Source organism: Endobacterium cereale, assembly GCF_009617585.1.
Lineage (GTDB): Bacteria > Pseudomonadota > Alphaproteobacteria > Rhizobiales > Rhizobiaceae > Neorhizobium > Neorhizobium cereale.
The window spans coordinates 95,905-116,223 of record NZ_WIXI01000039.1 but is presented as its reverse complement, the minus strand read 5'-3'; the positions used below and the strand labels follow the sequence as shown (position 1 = coordinate 116,223).

General features: G+C 57.1%; 9 protein-coding genes. 8 read left to right on the top strand and 1 reads right to left on the bottom strand.

Annotation, left to right across the window (positions count from 1 at the left end):
- The first annotated feature begins 34 nt into the window (after positions 1 to 34).
- The 3 genes from GAO09_RS08730 to GAO09_RS08720 all read left to right on the top strand — a co-directional run bounded on the left by GAO09_RS08730 (position 35) and on the right by GAO09_RS08720 (position 3,155).
- On the top strand, positions 35 to 1,246 hold the full coding sequence (locus GAO09_RS08730) for a polysaccharide biosynthesis/export family protein (protein WP_209018657.1): 1,212 nt from the start codon (positions 35 to 37) through the stop codon (positions 1,244 to 1,246).
- 298 nt (positions 1,247 to 1,544) lie between these two features.
- Positions 1,545 to 2,315 carry a helix-turn-helix domain-containing protein gene (locus tag GAO09_RS08725; RefSeq protein WP_209018656.1) on the top strand — a complete coding sequence of 257 codons (771 nt, stop codon included), beginning with the start codon at positions 1,545 to 1,547 and terminating at the stop codon, positions 2,313 to 2,315.
- 36 nt (positions 2,316 to 2,351) lie between these two features.
- Positions 2,352 to 3,155, top strand: a complete 804-nt coding sequence (locus tag GAO09_RS08720; RefSeq protein WP_153353637.1) for a WecB/TagA/CpsF family glycosyltransferase — start codon at positions 2,352 to 2,354, stop codon at positions 3,153 to 3,155.
- 255 nt (positions 3,156 to 3,410) lie between these two features.
- On the opposite strand, the gene GAO09_RS08715 is transcribed toward GAO09_RS08720, so the two are convergent.
- Positions 3,411 to 4,352 (bottom strand): hypothetical protein, encoded by a 942-nt coding sequence (locus GAO09_RS08715; RefSeq protein ID WP_153353636.1) that lies wholly within the window; start codon positions 4,350 to 4,352, stop codon positions 3,411 to 3,413.
- Positions 4,353 to 4,576: 224 nt separating this feature from the next.
- On the opposite strand from GAO09_RS08715, the gene GAO09_RS08710 reads away from it, so the two are divergent.
- The 5 genes from GAO09_RS08710 to GAO09_RS08690 all read left to right on the top strand — a co-directional run bounded on the left by GAO09_RS08710 (position 4,577) and on the right by GAO09_RS08690 (position 20,083).
- Entirely contained in the window at positions 4,577 to 6,118 is a 1,542-nt protein-coding gene (locus GAO09_RS08710) for a tyrosine-protein kinase domain-containing protein (RefSeq protein WP_153353635.1), read from the top strand.
- Between the two features lie 327 nt (positions 6,119 to 6,445).
- The gene (locus GAO09_RS08705; protein WP_209018655.1) at positions 6,446 to 7,525 is read left to right on the top strand and encodes an O-antigen ligase family protein; all 1,080 of its coding nucleotides are present in this window, start codon (positions 6,446 to 6,448) and stop codon (positions 7,523 to 7,525) included.
- Positions 7,522 to 9,255: a type I secretion system permease/ATPase gene (locus GAO09_RS08700; protein ID WP_153353633.1), complete on the top strand. Its 1,734-nt coding sequence runs from the start codon at positions 7,522 to 7,524 to the stop codon at positions 9,253 to 9,255. Before GAO09_RS08705 ends, GAO09_RS08700 begins: the two co-directional genes overlap by 4 nt.
- A 96-nt stretch (positions 9,256 to 9,351) precedes the next feature.
- The gene (locus GAO09_RS08695; RefSeq protein WP_209018654.1) at positions 9,352 to 10,773 is read left to right on the top strand and encodes an HlyD family type I secretion periplasmic adaptor subunit; all 1,422 of its coding nucleotides are present in this window, start codon (positions 9,352 to 9,354) and stop codon (positions 10,771 to 10,773) included.
- A gap of 88 nt (positions 10,774 to 10,861) precedes the next feature.
- Entirely contained in the window at positions 10,862 to 20,083 is a 9,222-nt protein-coding gene (locus GAO09_RS08690; RefSeq protein ID WP_209018653.1) for a malectin domain-containing carbohydrate-binding protein, read from the top strand.
- The last annotated feature ends 236 nt before the right edge of the window (positions 20,084 to 20,319 follow it).

Genomic DNA, 20,319 nt, shown 5'->3' with positions numbered 1-20,319 from the left:
CATGAGTTTTGAATCCCACCCAAAGGAGACGGTCATGCACATTGTCAGCAAGTTGCTTCTAGCCACGGTGCTTGGGTCCGCAAGCTCCGGTCCGGTATCTGCAGAGGATTACCGACTTGGCGCGCAGGACAGGATCAGCATCAGTGTCTACGAGTACCCGGGGTTGAGCGGAACCTTCGCCGTCGGTCCCTCTGGTGAGATCGGTGCTCCATTGATCGGGGATGTCAACGTGGAAGGACGTTCGACGGGTGAGGCCGGCGCGCTGATCGGTGCTGCTTTGGCGCGAGCGGAAAATCTGCGGGAAAGGCCCCGGGTGACAGTCCAGATCATCGAGTATCGCCCTTATTATGTTGTCGGAAACGTCGATCGACCGGGGCGCTACGCTTACGAGCCCGGGATGACCGTGCTCAAGGCTCTGGGTGCCGCAGGAGGGTTGTATCGCCCCTCGGGTGGAGATGTTCTGCGGTTGGGGCGTGATGCCACGAATGCGGAAGGCCTGGTGCAGACGCTGCAGATCAGCGCTGCACAATTGCGTCTGCGCATCCAGAGGCTTCATGCGGAGCGCAACGACCTTTTGGAGTTCGACCCGGAAATCCCGCAGGCCGCTGAGGAAAACAGCGTCTTGGTGAGCAGCTTCATTCAACAGGAGAAAATGATCTTCAACGCCAAGCGAAAGCTGCTTTCAGGACAAGTCGATGCGCTCAACAAGCTTGCCAAAGTGTACAGAGCAGAAGTTGTTTCGTTGCGAGAGCGGGTGAAGTTGAAGGGTGTCGAAGTTGGCACCACGCAGGCTCGCCTCAACGTCGATTACAAGCTTGCCACGTCGGGGGCCACCGCGTCCTCCGTTGCGTTGGAGCGGGAGCGCCTGTTGGCTGACATTCGTGGGGAGGAAGAGGAGCTTCTGAGCTTGGTCTTGCGTGCGGAACAAGGCGTGACACAAAGCGAGCAGTCGTTACGCAATCTTGTCGACAGTCGCGAGCGCGACGATGCGCAGGAACTGCATGATGCCGAGGTCGAGCTTGCTCAGGCAAAGGCAAAGCTCAGGACCGCAAAGTCGCTTGTCAATGAGGCGTTGGTGTCCGCTCCCGCGGCATATCGAGAATGGGCTTCTGAGATGCAGCAGCAGCCGTCCTACACGATAGTGCGTACTGCTGGCGATGAAGTCGTCGAAATATCAGTGACGGAGAATGATGGCGTCAAGGCCGGCGATGTTTTGAAGATCATTCCGGCGCTGGTTTCGCAATAGACAATATTTTTTATCGGTATTTTCAGAAATAATATGTATAATTATAAATTTACTTTTTTTGCTGATGTATAATACAAAAAGACTATATAATTTACTTATCGGTGATTTTTGAATTGGTTATATCATTTGTAGTGAAATGCTGTATTATAATTTCAACTTATGGTCATCCGAATTTATCATGCGTGAATATTATGTTTTTTAAAGCTAAATATACGCCATTCCATTGCTAGGTCGCACTTAACGAGGGCTGATTGAATATGGAGGGAATATGTTGTTAAATTCGACAGCTGAAAGCTCCATGCCGTCATTGCTGGTTGGACGTGGTTTGCACGCGGATGCAAAAAAGACAGAAATTTTGATGGAGTTGTTTGACGGCTACGAGGACATGATCAAAGTGGATTCGGATTATCTTCCTCGAAACAACGATCTAGCCTCAAGGTACTTGCTGATAATACTTGATCTGACGTCGATAGAAAATGCCGACTCAGTCATAAACCACTTGCAGATAGAGTTTCCGGAGGCGCGTTTTGTTGCCGTGTTCGACAGCGAGGAGCGGGAGGCTTACAGCAGCGCCGTGCTTCTCAAGGCACGTTATGGCAAACCTCACGGCTTCATCCCAGTGACTGCAAATCCAGACACCTGCGCTGCAATTCTGTGTGTGGTGAATGCGGGCGGCGAGATCATGCCGTGGACCCAGCGTGATCAAACCTTGCCGTCCTTGGTCCGAAGTGGCGTGCATGATGGTAGCTTCGGATGCTCCATACACGCTTCTGCGGCCTCGCTTCGACTTGAAGGATACACTAATGGCGGCTTGAAAGAGTTTTCTCTTACGGAAAGGGAAAAACAAGTCCTGCGGTTGCTGATGACCGGTATGCAAAACAAGGTCATCGCCAATAAGATGGCAATTTCTGAAAATACAGTTCGAATTCATATCCACCATATTCTTCGAAAGTTGGGGGTAAGGAACAGAACGGAAGCAACCAATGCAGGAATTCGCTCCGGATTTATCTCGTTGATGCTTTTCCTGGGGCCTGCCTGGTGCTGCACTTCAGAAATTTTGTTTTATTAGATTTTTGGTCAATTCGATACCTTTCCCAAGGGGTGCATGATGGAAATCGAATGCCAACCGCCCATGCCTCTGCGGCACCATTTGTTTTCATGGCCGGTCGATCTCTTCAACAAAGCAAGCCTGCTCGAGTTCCTGAGATATCGTCTGTCGACGCGATCCAAAACGATCATCGCCAACCTAAATCTGCATGCGCTCCATTGTCTTGAAAATTCGGCCGGCATGGCGTCGCTTATCAACGCAAAAAGCACTTTCGTACATATCGACGGGATGCCGATCGTATGGTTGTTGAAGGCACGAGGAATTGGCGCCTCAGCCGACAACCGCCTGACATACCTGGATTGGGCATTGGACGCATTGGCGCTTTGTGAAAGTGAAGGCTGGACTGTCGGATATATCGGATCCACTCCCGAAATCTGCCAGAAAGGGCTCGTGCATTTCCGTAACGAATATCCGGCGTTGCAACTCATGGGATGGGACGGGTTCTTCGACATGTGGGACACGTCGGCAGGTTCAAAACTCTCCGAGACGCTCAGTGCCGTTGACGCCTTCAAGCCGGACCTTTTGATCGTTGGAATGGGGATGCCGCGCCAGGAGGAGTTTCTTCACTTGTATTCCGGCCGGCTGAACTACGGTGTCGCCATCTGTTCCGGTGCATTTTTCGAATATTTCACCGGTGGACAAAAAAGGCCGCCCAGGCTTTGGGGCAGGCTGGGGCTCGAATGGCTTTATAGGCTAGCCTATGATCCACGGCGGTATGCCGGGCGTTACCTCCTCGAACCGTTGCTTCTGGCTCGAAAGCTTATCTGGTCTCGGCGCCGTAAAGCGGCAGGGCGGGCCTGACCTGAATAGGCGGCTTCTCTCTTTCTGCCTGTTTCAACTATAGGCTGGCAGGGAGTGGTGGCGCCCAGCTGAGCCGAATGCAGTTCGGATCGAAGTTAACGTCCACGTGCGCAGAACGCGGATTGCCCCGACGATACATTGCTGCGGCTAAAGTCGCTGACAGAAGGAACGAGACCCCAGCCAGCATGATGACGCGGCGATTGGGGCTGGCTGGTTGCGAGGGGCGGCTTTTGGGTGAATGTAAAGGTTGATACGTCATGGCTCGCTCTGGCGGGCGGTGGTGATGTGTGCTGCAGTGATCAGCATCTTGGCCTGGCGCAGGCGGGCGAAGTCTGCCCTTAAATTTGCCTCGTCGCGACCATTGTGGCTTTTGACGGAGTGGACGATCTTCTTGTTCATTTGAACCAGTTTCGACGGGCTGGCTGGCAGGCCCCGCCATGTCAGGCCCAGAGGTTCGCCATCTCCGGCAAAATCGGCCGAACGAAATCCTGCGGCAACAACCAGCAAGCCGAACAATTGGTCATCACATAGCGATGTCGTGGCCAGATCCTCGCAGCCCAGAAGCCCGCCATCCAGCATGGCCACCAGCGCCGTGTGACTGTAGAAGCATGCCGCGCCAAGACTGTGCTCTCCGGGCTCATAGCCGTTCGTCAGCGCAATCTCGCGTATCTGACGCAAACGCCTGGCCAGGCGTGGTGATTTAACCATGCCTAGCCATGAACTTTCAAATGCCAGACGCCGCGCCGCCGGCCGAAAATCCCGAGGATGTCCCAGGCATGTATGTCGAAAACTTCCCAAGGCACCAATCGACGGATCAAGAGAGAAAGCCTTTGCGGCGTCGTTTTGTGCGCCTTCGCCGATCATCAGCGCATCGTCATCCATCCTCAGGAGAACATCGAACTTGTAGTTCTTGACGACGGTTTTAATGGCTTTTGACAGGTTCGTGTAGAGACGTCCTCTGACCGAATATCCGGTGGCGGGCTCGGCGCGGCAGATGGTAATTGCCATCTGGTTGGACAGTTGCGCTTTTTTCAAGCCGCTGCGGGTTTCATCGACGAGAACGAGAACCGTGTCTTTTGTCGAAAATGAATAAATACTTTCGATTGTGTCTGTTATGTTGTGAGGTGAGCTATTGGGGCCTATCGGCATAAGTATAACTGAGCATTTTTCGCTTATTTTCTCGATCTGGTCGGGCATATGAACACCAAATAAATCGGGATATAGCACGATAGCACCATGCCGCGTGCTTATGATTTTCCGTATATGTCTATCGTTCCTATATTCGCTGTTGGCAATAAACCAATAACTTCTAGTCCTATTTGTGTACTTAACAAATTCCTAAAAGATGCGATGGATTACATAACGGAGCTGCTATTCAGCCTCTCCCATCCCAGGGCCCCAGAGGCAGAGTTGGACGTGCTATGCTCAAGAGAGACTATGCCGCCAGACCCGTCCACCACAACGACATGCTGTTAGATCAGACGCCGCTTTCGCCGATATTTGCGAGGGAACTGCAGATCATCAGGCAACATTGGAAAATCGTCCTGCTATGCATCATGCTGTCGGGAGCCGCTGGTATTGCGGTGGCATTCCTGCTGCCACCGCGCTACGCAGCCCTGGTGCAGTTCAATGTTGACTATCGGACCATGCAACTGCGTCAACAAGACGCCGTCTATTCAGAATCCGCCGTCACGGATGGTGTCGTGGAAAGCGAGGTTGAGGTTCTCAAGTCCGAACCGACAGCTCTGGCAGTCATCACGCAGCTGAAGTTGACGGATGATCCGGAATTCGTTCCGGCAGGGACGTCATGGCGCAACAGACTTGCGATGTTTTCGGGCCTCGGATTCCTTCGCGGCGAAGAGGCGTCCAGTGCCAGCCGTACGGCACTTCACAATTTTCAGAAGGCCCTGTCCGTTCATCGGATAGGCCTCAGTCATATCGTCGAGGTCCGTTTCCGTTCAACCGATCCGGCCAAAGCGGCCCGCATTGCCAATACAATCTCCAATGTCTACCTCCTCGGCCAGCGAGAAGCACGCGCGAACTATGCCAAATCTGCCAGCGCCTGGCTAAGGCCGCGCGTACAAGAGGCTGGCCCGTCAACCTCAGTACTGGCACGTGCCGAGCCGCCTTCCTATGCGTCCGGCTTGAGCGACAAGGTGATCTTCTGTGGTTTTCTTCTGTTTGGGGCCTGTTCAGGCATTGGGCTGGCCTTGATGGTTGAAGCCACCAACAGCCGCATCCGTAACCGCGACGATCTGGTCAATGCTGTTCCGCTCAGCTGTTACGGCGTCCTGCCTCGCATTGCTGCCGTGGGGCGCCCAAAATTCGGCATCGAATTTATCGAGTTCATAGTCAAGAACCGAAACACGGCGCTGTTGCATGTTATCCATCATTGCAGACTTGCGGTGATGTCGTCACACCCGGGTGAGACGGTTCGCACAATCGGCGTAACGTCTTGCGCGCAAGGGAGTGGTAAAAGCCTTGTCGCTGCGCAGTTGGCAATGCTCATGGTTCAATCGGGAGAAAAGGTCCTCCTGATTGATGCCAATCCTTATAATCCGAGCATTTCGAGGTTGCTTGCGCCGCATGCCGCAGGTGGCTTGCATCAGGCACTGAAAGGGGATGTGCCACTGCTCGATTGCATTTTCGAAAGCAATGGGCTCGGCATACTTCCAATCACCTCGACATCATACAGCAGCCAATCCAGCCTTATCTGGACGCCTCGAATGAGCCGGCTCATTGGCGAGGCACTGGCAATTTGCGAGTACGACGCAATCGTGTTCGATCTGCCATCGATATCGCCCTATGCAGATGTTCGCGCCAGTGCACCGTTGATTGATGTATTTCTTCTGGTTGTCGGTCATGGCGAAGGCACGGAAAACATTCGCGAAAATCTTCGAGAAATCGACGACGTGGCACAGAAGATATCTGGCACGGTCCTGAATGACGGCGTCAATCTCTAAGCGACCATCCATTTCAATCCGTTCGTTCTTCCGTTGCCTGCCAGGCCGGGCGGCGATCGATGTGCCTAAAGATTGGATCAGACATTGCAGAGCCTCTCAGCAACAGCACATACAGAGACCATACCTGTCCGAAGCAAGACGGGTGAGAGTATGTGGATGAGCGGCACGGCAACGATCGTGATTGCCTCGCTTCTGCTTGAAATCCACCAGTTTGAGGTCGGCATAAAGCTCGGCAATATCGTGTTCGCCGCGATATGTCTTCTGGTCCTTCGGGCAGGCCTTTGGCGTCTCGAGACCCGCTCTGTGCTGACTGCGGCGGATTACTGGATGATCCTCTATCTGCTGTGGGCCGCTTTTTCGGTCCTTTACTCACCAGTCCCGGTGGAAACCATCTTTCAGGTAGGACTTGCAGCGATTGTCTGGAGCTCGCTGCTTGTCCTGAGGCCACTACCGCTGACGAATACGCTGCATATCGTTTTCGTCGTTGCCGCGATCATTTCAGTGTTGTCCGTCGCCGCGTACCTGTTTGATGCCGAATTCGCCCTACAGCCATTTTCATCCACCGGATCAGCAGAGCTGCGGGGAGTGTTTGAACATCAGCTACGGCTTGGAATGTTCGCGGCAACGGCGCTCGGACTGTTGGTTATCGCCTTCATCAATGGCGATCTTCCGAAATTTCGGGGCAAGCTGACACGACCGGTGTTCGGCGGCTGCGTGGCTGTCATTGCCGCCACGTTGTACCTGTCGCAGGCCCGATCGCCGACGGCGGCGCTCGTGCTCGCGCTGGCTGCATGTTGCACCTTTGCTGCGCCTCAACGATGGCTGCGCTATACGGCCGTTTTCAGCATCGGCGCAATTATTTTCCTCGTCTATCTTTATGGGCAGGAACTCTCGAGGGCCATGTTCACCACCGAAAGTGACCTGACATTTTCGGGACGACTGAAGATCTGGCAGGAGACCTGGTCTGCGGCCGACCTGCAAATCTGGACGGGTTACGGTTTCGCGTCGTTTTCGTCATCCGCATTTGACTGGCTCTGGGGACATTACCGACCCCCTAGCGCCCACAATTCACTGCTGCAGACCTATTTCGAGACGGGGTATATCGGCTCCCTTCTGACGCTGGGCTTTGTCCTCGCGTTGCTATTTCGTGGCCTTTACATCTCCCTTTGCACCAGACGGATTTCCTACACGCTGTTCATGGCGGTCTACGGGGTATCTTGCAGCCTGATGAGCGTCATTTACGGCGGCAAGCTTTCTATCCTCATGACACTGATCCTGCTGATCAGTGGACAGGAGCAGACCGGCAGAGCAATTCGGCGGAAAGTTGCCGTCAATCGGGCATCGTCTCACGTCGTTCGCAGGCGCATGGTGCCGGCGTCGTTCACCGAGAGGGCGACCGGCACATGACCCTCACGGCTTTTTCCAAATGCATGCAGAGCCTGAAGGCGCAAGCGCCGTCGTTGATGGTATTCAGCACCGCCTCCAATCTCCTCGCACTGATCAGCAGCATCTACATGATGCAGGTTTTCGATCGCATCCTGTCGACGGGCTCGCATGACACGTTGCTGTGGCTGACCGTCGCTGCAATCGCCGGCCTGATCGCCATGGGACTGATCGACCATGCCCGTCGCAGGATGCTGGTCTTGGCCGGAGCATGGATGGATGCGTGCCTAGCCACGACCGTGATTGCCCGTTGTGTCCATGCGAAACTGGCGGGTTTCAAGAGTGAGGCCAGCACTGCCGACCTGGCGGACCTCCGTGCGTTTATCGGTGGCGAAGCAATGCTGGCCTTTCTCGATGCACCTTGGATGCCCTTCTTTATTGCCATCCTCTGGCTCATGCATCCCATGCTTGGGGCGTTAACCCTGGCAGGAGCGGGGTTGCTGCTTGGGCTTGCCATCCTCAACGAAATACTGACACGCCAGAAATCCGCGCGTGCGGCAGGCGAGCAACGTTTCCTGCAACAGCAGGCGTTGGAAATCGTCGAGCAGGCGGAAATCGTCAAGCCGTTGGGCATGATCTCGAACATGCTTCAACGTTGGCGCAGGCTGCAGCAGCAGGTTCACGCCAGTTCGCATGGCGCCCAGGAAGTCACGGAACGGATTTCCGCCGTGACCAAGACGCTGCGGATGGCGCTGCAGATCCTGATCATGTGCGTCGGCGCCTATCTGGTTCTGGCGGGAGAACTTACATCCGGCGGAATGATCGCCGCCTCGATTCTTCTCGGCCGTGCGCTTTCTCCGGTGGAACGCGCACTCGGCGCCTGGCGGCATTGGATTTCTGCCTGCAAGGCACGGCGGAACCTCATCGCGCTGTTCGAAACGGTGCCCGAAGAGGAAAAAAAGACCCAACTGCCTGTGCCGAAGGGGCGCCTCACTGTGGAGGCTGTGCGCCATGTGACGCATGGGGCAATCGAGCCGGTTCTCCGCCGTGTGGATTTTGTGGTGGAGGTCGGTACAACCTGCGGCTTGATCGGGACTTCCGGCTCGGGAAAATCGACATTGTGCAGGCTGATCGTCGGCGCTTGGACGGCGACGGGTGGGCACGTTCGCCTGGATGGCGCCGACGTTGCATCCTGGGACCCGGACGAACTTGGCCAGCATATCGGTTATCTGCCGCAGGAACCGAAACTGTTTGCAGGCACGATCGCGGACAATATCGCCCGCATGGGGCAGGGCGATCCACAGGCGGTGATGCGTGCGGCGCAGATGGCTGACGTGCATGAGATGATCCTCAGGCTGCCGGACGGTTACGAAACCGATGTCGGCCTGCATGGGCATAGGCTGTCCGGAGGCCAGAGGCAGCGGATTGCACTCGCGCGTGCCCTTTATGGCAATCCGGCCCTGATCGTCCTGGACGAGCCGAATTCCAATCTCGACGGGCAGGGCGAGGAGGCTCTCCGCAAGGCACTTCTCGAACTCAAGCAGCTTGGAAAGACGATCCTGATCGTCGCCCATCAGCCGAGTGCCTTGAGAACTGCCGACACGCTGATCGTCTTGCGCGATGGCATTGTTCAAGCACAGGGGCCCCGCAGGGAGGTTTTGCGGGAACTTGCCGTCGGCCTGCCAGTGCCTTCGTATGACGCCGGCAGCCCCACGCATCCCTTCGCAACCTTAAGTGATGCCAAGGCGGAATAGGTTATGGAACACACACAAGGTCCTCAAAACGAGACGATATCCATCAGGATACTCACGGATAATTTGCTGTGGCATTTCGATGCCTGGCAGACCTCTGTGGATGAGCTTTTCGCCGACATCCGTCATGATCCGGCGACGATGGCTATCTGCCTGCTGGTCGTGACAGTCATCGCTGCCATTGTCCTCTGGATGCGGGCACTGCCGCGTTCTCCTGAAGGCACTGAAATGTCGCTGGACGACGCTATCAAAAGCTCGCGTCGGCTGGGCTGGATAACGATCGGCCTGTTCTTTGGCATCGGCGGGTTGCTCGCCGTTGCAATACCGATGGCAGGAGCCGCCATGGCACCCGGGGTCGTTAGCCCGGATGGAAGCCGCAAGGCAGTGCAGCATTTCGAAGGCGGCATTATCCAGCATATCCACGTCCGGGAAGGTCAGGTCGTCGACAGGGGCGAGCCACTGGTGACACTTGAGGACACGAAAGCCAAGGCGGAGCTGGCGGAGCTGAGGGAGCGGATGGCGTATTATCTTGCCGTCGAGGCGAGAATAGAAGCCGAACGCGTGAACGCCGCGGCTGTCAGTTTGCCCGTTTCGGAAGACTTGCCCGATCCGGCGCAGCTTGCCAGATCCGTTGCGGCACAGCAGAGCCTGTTGCTCAGCCAAACCGAACGGCACCTGTCGCGCCAACGTCTGCTCGCCGGTCAAATCGAGGAATTGCAGGCCCGTATCTCTGGGTTTCAGTCTCTGGATCAGGCGCAACAGGTGCAACTGGAACTGATCGGGCGGGAGGTTGGCAATGCCCAGTCGCTGGTGTCGCGTGGTCTTGAACGCCTGCCACGGCTTCTTGAACTGCAGCGGATGCAAGCGGAGCTGCGTGGCGAGATGGCTTCCAATGGCGGCCAGATCGCTTCAGCCACCCAATCCATGCGGGTTGCCGCGATGGAGCTTGAAGCCACCCGCAATCAGGAGAAGGAAAAAACCGAGGAGGAATTTGCAACTGTTCAGGCCGAACTCGCTGTGCTGCGCCGCAAGATACCGGCCGTGCTGGACGTGGTGGGCCGAACCTCCATCGTTGCTCCGATCTCGGGTGTGGTGATGAATGTGCGTGTGACAACAGAGGCGGGCGTTATCAAGCCGGGTGAAGTCATTCTTGAACTCGTACCGATGGATGGCCGGGTCGTCCTTGATGCACGGATCAATCCCATGGACATCGACCTCGTTCATGCCGGCATGGAGGCCAAGGTAGTGCTGTCCGCCTACGCACAACGCAACATGCCGCAGATTCGCGGTACATTGCGCTCCGTTTCCGCAGACAGCCTTTTGGATGAACGAACAGGCCAGCATTATTTCCTGGCAAAGGTCGATGTCGATCCATCCGACATTCTGGCGATCAGCGCAAATCTTCAGCTCCTGCCCGGCATGCCGGCGGAAATCTTCATTCTGACCGGCGAGCGGACGGCTATGGATTACCTCCTGCGCCCGCTGCTAAATTCGATACATCGCAGTTTCAGGGAAACCTGAACGGCACGACCCCACATCTTTTAACAGCATTCACACGTGCATGACGACGTCGGGCGTTTCGCCGGCATTCCCAACGGGAGCAACGACCATGGCACTCAGTGATTTCACCCAGTATGCCCTCGAAGGCGTGTCCATCAACAATCCGACATCTGTCGAGTTCGGTGCCGACGGCCGCCTCTATGTCACGCAGCAGGACGGCTTGATCAAGGCCCTTGAAATCGCGAAGAAAGTCGATGGCGGATATGCGGTTGTGGACGAGGAGATCATCACGCTCGTCAAGACGATGCCGAATCACAATGACGACGGCACGATCGCTGCCGACATAAACGAGCGTGAAGTTACTGGCGTCGTCACGACCACCAATGCCTTGGGGCAGATGGTTCTCTACGTATCCTCGTCCGACAGTCGCATTGCTGGTGGCAGCAGTGGTGACGATTCCGATCTTGATACCAATTCCAGCATCATCTCTCGCCTGACGCTGACAGACACGGGATGGGTCAAGGTCGATATCGTGCGCGGGTTACCGCGCTCTGAGGAGAACCATGCGGCCAACGGTATGCAGCTGACGGAGATCAACGGCGTTCAGACGCTGCTGGTTGCGGTGGGTGGGATCACCAATAGTGGTGCTCAGGGCAACAACTTCTCCCACACAAACGAATATTATTATTCCGGCGCAATCGTCTCGATCGACCTGGAAAAGATTGCCGATCTCGAAGCGCAGGGGTTGAAGACCTATGCACCTCCCGGTTATGCGCCGCAGTCCTACGTCTTCGATCTCCCCACGCTCGATGATCCGACAAGGCCGAACGACGTCAACGGGAAGGATATTTCCGGTAATGGCATTGCAGGAGGCGACCCTTTCGGCGGCAATGACGGGCTCAATCAGGCGATCTACGACACGTCCGGCACGGTGAAGATCTTCTCCCCCGGTTATCGCAATGCCTATGACATCGTCATCACCCAGGACGGCAAGCTCTATACCTACGATAATGGCCCCAATGCCAGCTGGGGCGGCATGCCTGTCAATGCCAATGGCGAACTGATAGTCGATCTCAACAAGGACGGCATCCCGGACAACGGCCCGGCCGTGACGCTTCATGATGCGGCCAATCCCGGCAATATAGGCGTCAGCAAGCCCGACCAGCTGCATCTCATAGATACGAACATCGCGGATGGGCTGACCAACAGCTATATCGATGGCACGCCCTACAATACGCAGCTCTTTTTCGCCCAGGGGCTGGGTTATTACGGCGGTCATCCGAACGTTACGCGCGCCTACGGGACGCAGGCCGGGCTCTATCTCTATAACGAGGCCGGACAACCGCTGACGATTGTCAACGGCGCACTGGTCGTGTCTGCGACCGGTCCGGTTGATCTCGGGCCGATGATCGCCAACTGGGGAGACATCGTCGGCTCCGACGCCGAGGGCAACGAGTTCATCGATCCGCGACAGGCCATCTACCTGTCGCCGAAGCCCAATGACGGCAATCTGCCGTTCGACGGCTCGCTCCATTCGATCGCCAGCTCGACCAACGGATTGACCGAATACACATGGAGCGGCGACGAGCTGCAACACGCACTGCTGACGGTTTCCTTCAACGGCAATCTGACAGCCCTCAATCTCGATGCCGAAGGCCGCGTCATCTCCACCGAAACGCGCGGTATAGGTGGCAATCCGTTGGATGTGACGACCCAGGGAAACAACGAGACCTTCGCGGGAACCATCTGGATCGCGACCCACGGATCGGACAAGATTTTCATTCTCGATCCGGAAGCCGGAACCGGCATCACGCCGGATCCGACCGATCGCGACCTCGATGATGTCGAGGATACGTTCGACCCGTTCGCCGCCGATCCGACCAATGGCATGGCCAATGTCATCAACGGTAACGAGACGCTGGTCTGGGAGTTTATCTCGGGGGCGCCGCTTCCCAACGATCGACCGGACTTTTTCGATGGTGCGTCCGGCCTCTATAATGGCTTTGATATCGGTTTTACCGGCATCATGACGGATGGCACCGGTTTGCCGGAATCTTTCTATGACAACGAGAACCTCATTGCCGGCGGAGCGCCCGGCGCTTTTCAGATCAAGCGCGTCGAAGCCGGAAATCCGTTCGACGATACGCAGCGCGGTGCCTACCAGTTCGGCGTAACGCCCGGCGCCGATACCGGCATATTCACCGTGACGACGCTGATGGACAGCTTCTTCGACGAGATTGCCGGCGTGCCGGCTGGCGCCAAACTTGTGCAGGGCCTGTTTGCCGGTTCGGGCGATATGGACAATTTTGTCTATATCGCGGCGGTGAAGCTGCCGGACGGCACGACCGGCATCGAGGTTGCCTGGGAATTCGAACGGCCGTTCCAGCCTAATGTGCAAGGCACGGCGTTTTACCGCATCGATGCGCTCGCATCGGCGACATCCACCGATTCCATCAAGGTTTCCCTGGAATTCGATACGGCGACAGGCATGGTTACACCGCACTGGACCTATACCAGCGGTGGCCAGACCTTTACCGACGCGGCGTTCGGCGGCACGATCGAAACCGTGCAGCTGGAAGGCACTGCGCTCGCCGCCCTGACAGGTACGAACGAACTCGACCTGAAATCCGGCGGAACAGTTCCATCGGCACTTGCCGTCGGTATTCTTGCATCCAATTCGTCCGCCTCGGCTCTCCAGAATGATATCGTCGCTGCCGTCAATGCCGGTGGAAACGACTACACTGCCATAGTTGGCGGTGAGAGCGTGACCTTCCTTTCGGACAAGCCGGGCGGTGCCGCCAACGGCTGGATCACCGGAACAGGTTACCGCAGCTTCGAGCCTGCACCGTTCAACATAGACGGTACAGAGCTTGATGTCCTGCACCAGTCCGAACGATCGCAGACCGGGACCTGGGGGTATGCGGTTCCCGTCAGCGAGGGCGGCCTGTTCGATATCGATCTCTACATGGCGGAGATTTTCTACGGGGCACCGGGTGGCGGTGCGGGCGGGCCTGATGCGCGTCTCTTCCGGATCAAGATCGAAGGCCAGTATGTCACCATTCCCGGATCTCCTGACGGCCTTCTGGACATATACGAGCTGAGCGGCGGTGCTGCAAAGGAACTGCTCCTGAGCTACGAGGTTCAGGAGCGGGCCAATGATGGAAACTCGACGCTGGATATCGAATTCGAGTCGGTAACCGGTCAGGCAAAGGTCTCCGGTTTCATCATCCGCGAGATCGAGGCGTCCGAGACATTTGCCGCCGACTGGGAAAACATCATCATCACCGGCGAGCAGAAGGATCTGAGCGTTGATACGACACCGCCGATGGTCACGATCGATGTGCAATCGGCGCCAGCGGGAGATGCGCAATTCGTGGCGACGGTCGTGTTCACCGACACGATAGCGATGAACCTCGACAGCATCGGCGAAAACGATCTCATCATGTCCGGGCCAAGCTCCAACGAGTTGCTCGATTTCCAGAAGAGCATTTCTGCGGACGGCAAGACGGTGACTGCCGTCTATTCATTTGGCTCGACATCCGGTGGATGGGTACAAGGCAATTATTCCTTCACCGTCGCTGCAGGGGCTGCATCCGATGCCGCCGGCAATCCGGTCATCCTGACGGTCGCCAGCGCTCCATTCGGGACGCCGGACGAGGTTCTGGATCGCGGCGCTTTTGTTCTTGCCGTCAACTTCAATGGTGGGGCAATCACTGCCGAAGACGGTATCACCTATCAGGCCGACGACGACAACAACAACGACGGAACCGCATGGCTCGGCTCCTACAAATATGTTGATGGTCAGTTCGGCGATACGGTGAGCCCGATTACCAATGTCGAGGGGCCGATGGAGGCCGAGATCTACAAGACGGCGCGTTATGGCGGCAAGGCGACCGATTTTTCCTATACGATCAGCCAGCTGGAGGCGAACACCCAGTATGTGCTGACGCTCAAATTCGCAGAAATCTGGTACCTCCACTCGACGCCCGGCAAACGCGTTTTCGACGTGCTGGTCAACAATGCGCTGGTGATAGACAATCTTGACCTGATGGCGCGCGCCGGCATGCACATCGCTTTCGACAAGGATGTGCTGGTAACGTCCGACGCCAATGGCGTCATCAAGATCACCATGCCGGTGACGGCCGACAATGCGCAGATAGCGGCGATCGCGCTTCACAAGGCCCCCGAACCCGCAGACCAGGGGCCGACGGCTGTGATGACCCATGATGTGCCCGACAGTGCCGATGAGGCACTTGTGGTCACTGTCGTCTATCGGGACGCAAACGGCATCGACGCGACGACTGTCGACGTGTCCGATATCGTCTTGACCGGGGCGACGGCGAGTTCCGTTACAGTCAGTTTCAATCCGCTGACATCGACGGCAACCTACACATTCATGCCGCCGGCTGGTGGCTGGACAGATGGCGCTTACAGCGTGCAACTGGCGGCCGGAGCCGTGGCTGACGGGTCAGCAGCCGGCAATGAAAGCCTTGCCGGAACACCGGTCAATTTCAACCTCGACTTTCCAAACAGTCCGCAGCCGGAACTGGACAAGGGGTCGCTGGTCATGGCCGTCAATTTCAACGGCGGAGCGGTCACCACCGAAGACGGCATTACCTATCAGGCCGACGAGGACAACAGTACGGATGGAACAGCCTGGATCGGCTCGCACAAGATCTCCGACGGTCAGTTCGGCGACACGCTGGCGCCGACCACGAACGCCGAGGGGCCACTTGATGCGTCGCTTTACAACACGGCGCGCTACGGCGGAAAAAACACCGAATTCTCGTATGTGATCAGCAATCTTGCCGCCAACACCCAATACGTGCTGACGATGAAATTCGCCGAGATCTGGCATCTGAATTCGACACCCGGCAAACGCGTTTTCGATGTAATCGTCAACAATGTCGTCGTCCTTGACGACCTCGACCTCGTCACCGAAGCAGGTCTGCACGTCGCCTTCGACAAGGACGTGATCGTCACCTCCGACGCCAATGGTGTGATCAAGCTGACGATGCCGGCAAGCGTCGACAATGCCCAGATCGCTGCCATCGCCATCCACAATCTGCCCGGCATCGACAATCAGGGGCCGACGGCCGTTCTGGCCCACAATGTGCCCCAGAATGCTGATGCGCCGTTGGTTGTGACCGTTACCTACCACGACGATACCGGCATCAATTCGTCGAGCATCGATGCAAGCGATATCCTTCTGACCGGTGCAACGGCCAGCAGTGTCACGGTCAGCTACAATGCGGCAACTGCCGTGGCCGTGTATACGCTTCAGCCGCCGGCCGGTGGCTGGGGAGAGGGGGGGTACAGCGTCCAGCTCGCGGCAGGGGCGATGTCCGACACCTCTACGCCGGCCAATACCAATACCGCCGGTCTGACGCAGGCATTCACGCTCGACTTCCCCAATATTCCGCCACCGGGTGATCTCGACAAGGGAACACTGGTGCTGGCCGTCAATTTCCACGGCGGTGCTGTAACGACAGAGGACGGCATCACCTATCAGGCCGACGAGGATATCAGCACGGACGGCACCGCGTGGATTGGCTCGCACAAGATTTCGGACGGTCTTTTCGGAGACACGGTCGCACCGATCACCAACGCTGCCGGACCGCTCGATGCCTCGCTGTACACGACAGCGCGATACGGTGGCAAAAACACCGAGTTCTCGTATGCGATCAGCAACCTCGATGCCAACACGCAATATGTGCTCACCCTTAAATTTGCGGAGATCTGGTATCTGAACTCGACTGCGGGCAAGCGCGTATTCGACGTCCTGGCCAATGGCCAGATCATCCTCGACAATCTCGACCTGACCGCCCAGGCAGGTCTGCATTCCGCCTTCGACAGGGACGTTATCGTCACTTCGGATGCCAATGGCGTCATCAAGCTGACGATGCCGGCGAGTGTCGATAATGCTCAGATCGCCGCGATCGCGCTCCACAACATGCCTGCAATCGATGATCAGGGCCCTGTCGCCAGCCTCAGCTACGCGGCGCCGGCATTCGAGGACGCCGCTCTTGTTGTTGCCGTGGTCTATCAGGACGCAAGCGATATCAATGCCGCAAGCGTCGATGCAGCCGATGTCGTCGTGACCGGACCTTCGAGCGCGGGCAGCCCGACCGTTAGCTATGATGCCGAAACATCCACTGCGCTTTACACGTTCCAGCCGCCTGCCGGAGGATGGAGTGATGGTACCTACAGCGTGCAGCTCACATCCGGGGCGGTATCGGACAATGCCACGCCGGCAAATGCCAGCGCCGCGGTTGCGCCCCAGAGTTTTGCCCTCGACTTCCCTGAAGGTCCCGGTATCGGGACGGGACCTTCCGAAGATTTCGATGGTGACGGCAGTATCAACCAGAGCGATGGCGACATCGATGGCGACGGTGTGCTGAATGGCGATGACATGCTGGCCTATGACAGTGATGACGACGGTCATGGCGTCACGCTTGCCGCGGGGGCCAGCCTGCTGCTCGATTTCAACGTCGCCGGCACACCTTACCAGAGCGGTTTCACGGGAGTGATGGCAAGCAGCAACCCCGCATTCAAGACGGAGGATACCGGTGCCGGCGTAGTGTCCGGCGGCAAGCTGCATGTCACCACCACCAATGGTGATACGGGCTCGGCCAATACGCCGCAGAACGGCTATCAGGTCGGCATCCGCAACGCGTCCTTCACCGTCGAGGCACAGTTCGACAATCCGTATTTCAACACCGGTGAAGTGCCCAACAATTACGAACAGCTCGGTTTGCAAGTCAGCCTGCATAGCGATGCCTTCGTGAAATTCGTTTTCGGTTCGCCGGGTGCGAATATCGAATTTTCGCAAAATTCCGGTCTCGCACTGAAACCGGCCTTCGCAAACGGCCATGTTCTGGCGGATTTCGCGTCGGCCAAATTGCAACTCGCCGTCACCACGCAGGGCACGACATCAACCGCCACAGCGACGATTACGCTTCTCGATACGGCTGGCAACGTGATCCCCGGAGGCGGCCCGACAACGGTCGGTACCTTGACACTCGATCCGGCGCTGTCGGCAGCGTTACGCGATGGCAGCGCGGCCGTGGGTGCCGGGGTCACCTCGACGCATTTCGGCGGAGATGCGTTCGCGTGGTCGGCGGACGACTTCAAGATCACCGAAGGCGGATATCAGGCCCCGCCGCAACCGGATGCGGCCAACATCCTGTCGGCACAGACGGATGTCGTCAAAACCGACGTCTATTCAGGCACGGCAAGTGGTGCTGCTGTTTTGAAGATCCTGGCGGGCGGCACCAATGTGCAGACGTCAAACTACGGCGGCAATTCGTTCATGCTGCAGAATGTCGGCGACAAAAAAATCGCCGGAGTGTTCCTCGACGTGCGCTCGGCACTCTACAGCGATAGCGTGTTCGACGCCGATGGTTCAGGCGGCGACCAGATCACCAAGGATTTCGCCTTTCAGACCAACCAGGCAACCGGTGCCATTCTTCCCAGCACCTACCAGCATTTCTTCTACGCGGCGCGTGATCCCGGACTGCCGGATCCTCTTTACAACAATGTCTATTCGGATTCGGGCAAGGGAGCGGGCGGCGGCTTCCGGGGGCTTCTTCTCAAGTTCTCGGGCAACCAGAACGGATTTCAGACCGGCGAAAGCGTGGGGTTCAGCGGCGATATGGATCCGAATTCCATTGCCGGCCTGCTGAAGAGCACCGTTGATGGAACCTCGGTCCCGGGCTGGGATGTCGGTGGGGTCTCCGGCGCCGAACTGATCGGCGCGCGCATCACGATCATGTTCTCCGACGGCACGATGGCGACCGGCCAGTTGATGGGGGACGGCAGCCAGGCGGGCGCACAGGCGCTGATCACTCAGCAGCAGGGACCATTGCCTGTCGCTCACCTGAGCGTCAACGGTTACGAGGACGGTGAAAACGGAACCTATGGGGGGACAATGCCTCAGGTCATCGTCTCCGGTCCTGTCGGAGAAACGGTCAGGGTGATCATGACACGTGGCCTCGATCCCGTGAATTCGTCCAAGCTTTTGGCGAACGGGTCGATCACCGTCGATGCTTTGGTGGCCCAGCGACTGGCGGCACATGATTTTGCAGCCAGCAATGCTGCCGATTTCCAGACGGTCGACATCGTCATCCCGGCTGGCGGGTCGATCGATATTTCCAGCCTTTTCAATTATGGCAGCGCGCCGAACGGCAATGCCGGCATACCTGATTATGACCAGTTGCAACTTGGGTTCGTTGCTGCCGTCATCGATCCGGACAATGGCAGTCTGCCGATCGGTGCAGTCACGGCTCCCATCTATCTCGTCAATAACGGTAGCCCGGTGGTCGCCGCCAACGTTGCGCCGACGGATATCAATCTTTCCGGTCTGCTGAGCGTGGCGGAAAACAGCGCCGGCGCAGTGATCGGCACCCTTTCTGCCGTCGATGCCAATACCGCAGACAGCCACATCTTCACCACCGACGATTCCCGCTTCGAGATTATCGGTAATCAGCTGAAGCTCAGATCCAATATCGCACTCGATCATGAGCTGGCCGCATCCACGAACGTGGCTGTTATGGCTACGGATAGTGGCGGCTTGTCGATGGTCCGGACCTTTGGTCTGGTGGTGAACAACGATCCATCCGACGATCCGACAGGCTCTACCTTCATCGCATCCGTCAACGGCGCCAGCGGCGATCTGGAGCAGGGCTCGTTTGCGTCGAGCGTCGATCTGGAAACCAATCGTATCATCGGCATCCAGTTCACCGTTCCTGCCGGCATCGATTTGTCATCGGGCGCATTCATCGAAAGCGCCATCATCAGCTGGATCTCCGACAGGTCGCATACGACAACGAACACGGCGTTGACCTTCTCGGTCGAAAGCCAGTTGAACGGCGCGTCCATCACCACCGGCGTGACCAACCGGAGCTATCTGCCGGAGCGTGATATCTGGCAGGCGGGTGGCAGCTTGGCCGACGGACATAAGATTACCGTGGGGATCGATCTTGCCGACCAGCTGAATGATCTCATCGTTACCGACGGACTGGTGGCGGGCGACGTCATCACGGTCAAGGTAGAGGGCACCGGCGGCACGCGTTATATCGAGGCTGCAGGTGGAAACCGTAGCGGCCCGGAGTTGGCGATCACCTATCTCGATGCGGCGAATCGTGCCTTTTTCGCGCGCGATTATCCGCCCTCAACGTCCGACGACAACCTGGAGGACTTTCTCCTTATCACCCGGTCAATTCCGATGGATCAGGAGGTGGGCGATAGCCTGTGGACAGGACATGAAACGTTGCCGGATGATATTACCGATATCGCAGCCGCGCATTTGGCACACCATTTCGATCTTTGAGGCAAGGAAATGTTCTCGGGGGCGTTGATTGATGGGGCAAGTGTCATACGCCCATGGGTCTGGCCGGCAGGTTTTATGCAGCCGGTTTTATCAATCGAAGCAGCTGAAGGAATAACAGTCAACGAAGGCGCCCCGCCTTTCATACACGTCTAATTCGCCCAAAAAGGGAAAATCAAGGATTTTGCCTTCCTCATTGGGCGAATGTCGAATACTGATAGTTAGTCGCTTTTTGCGGC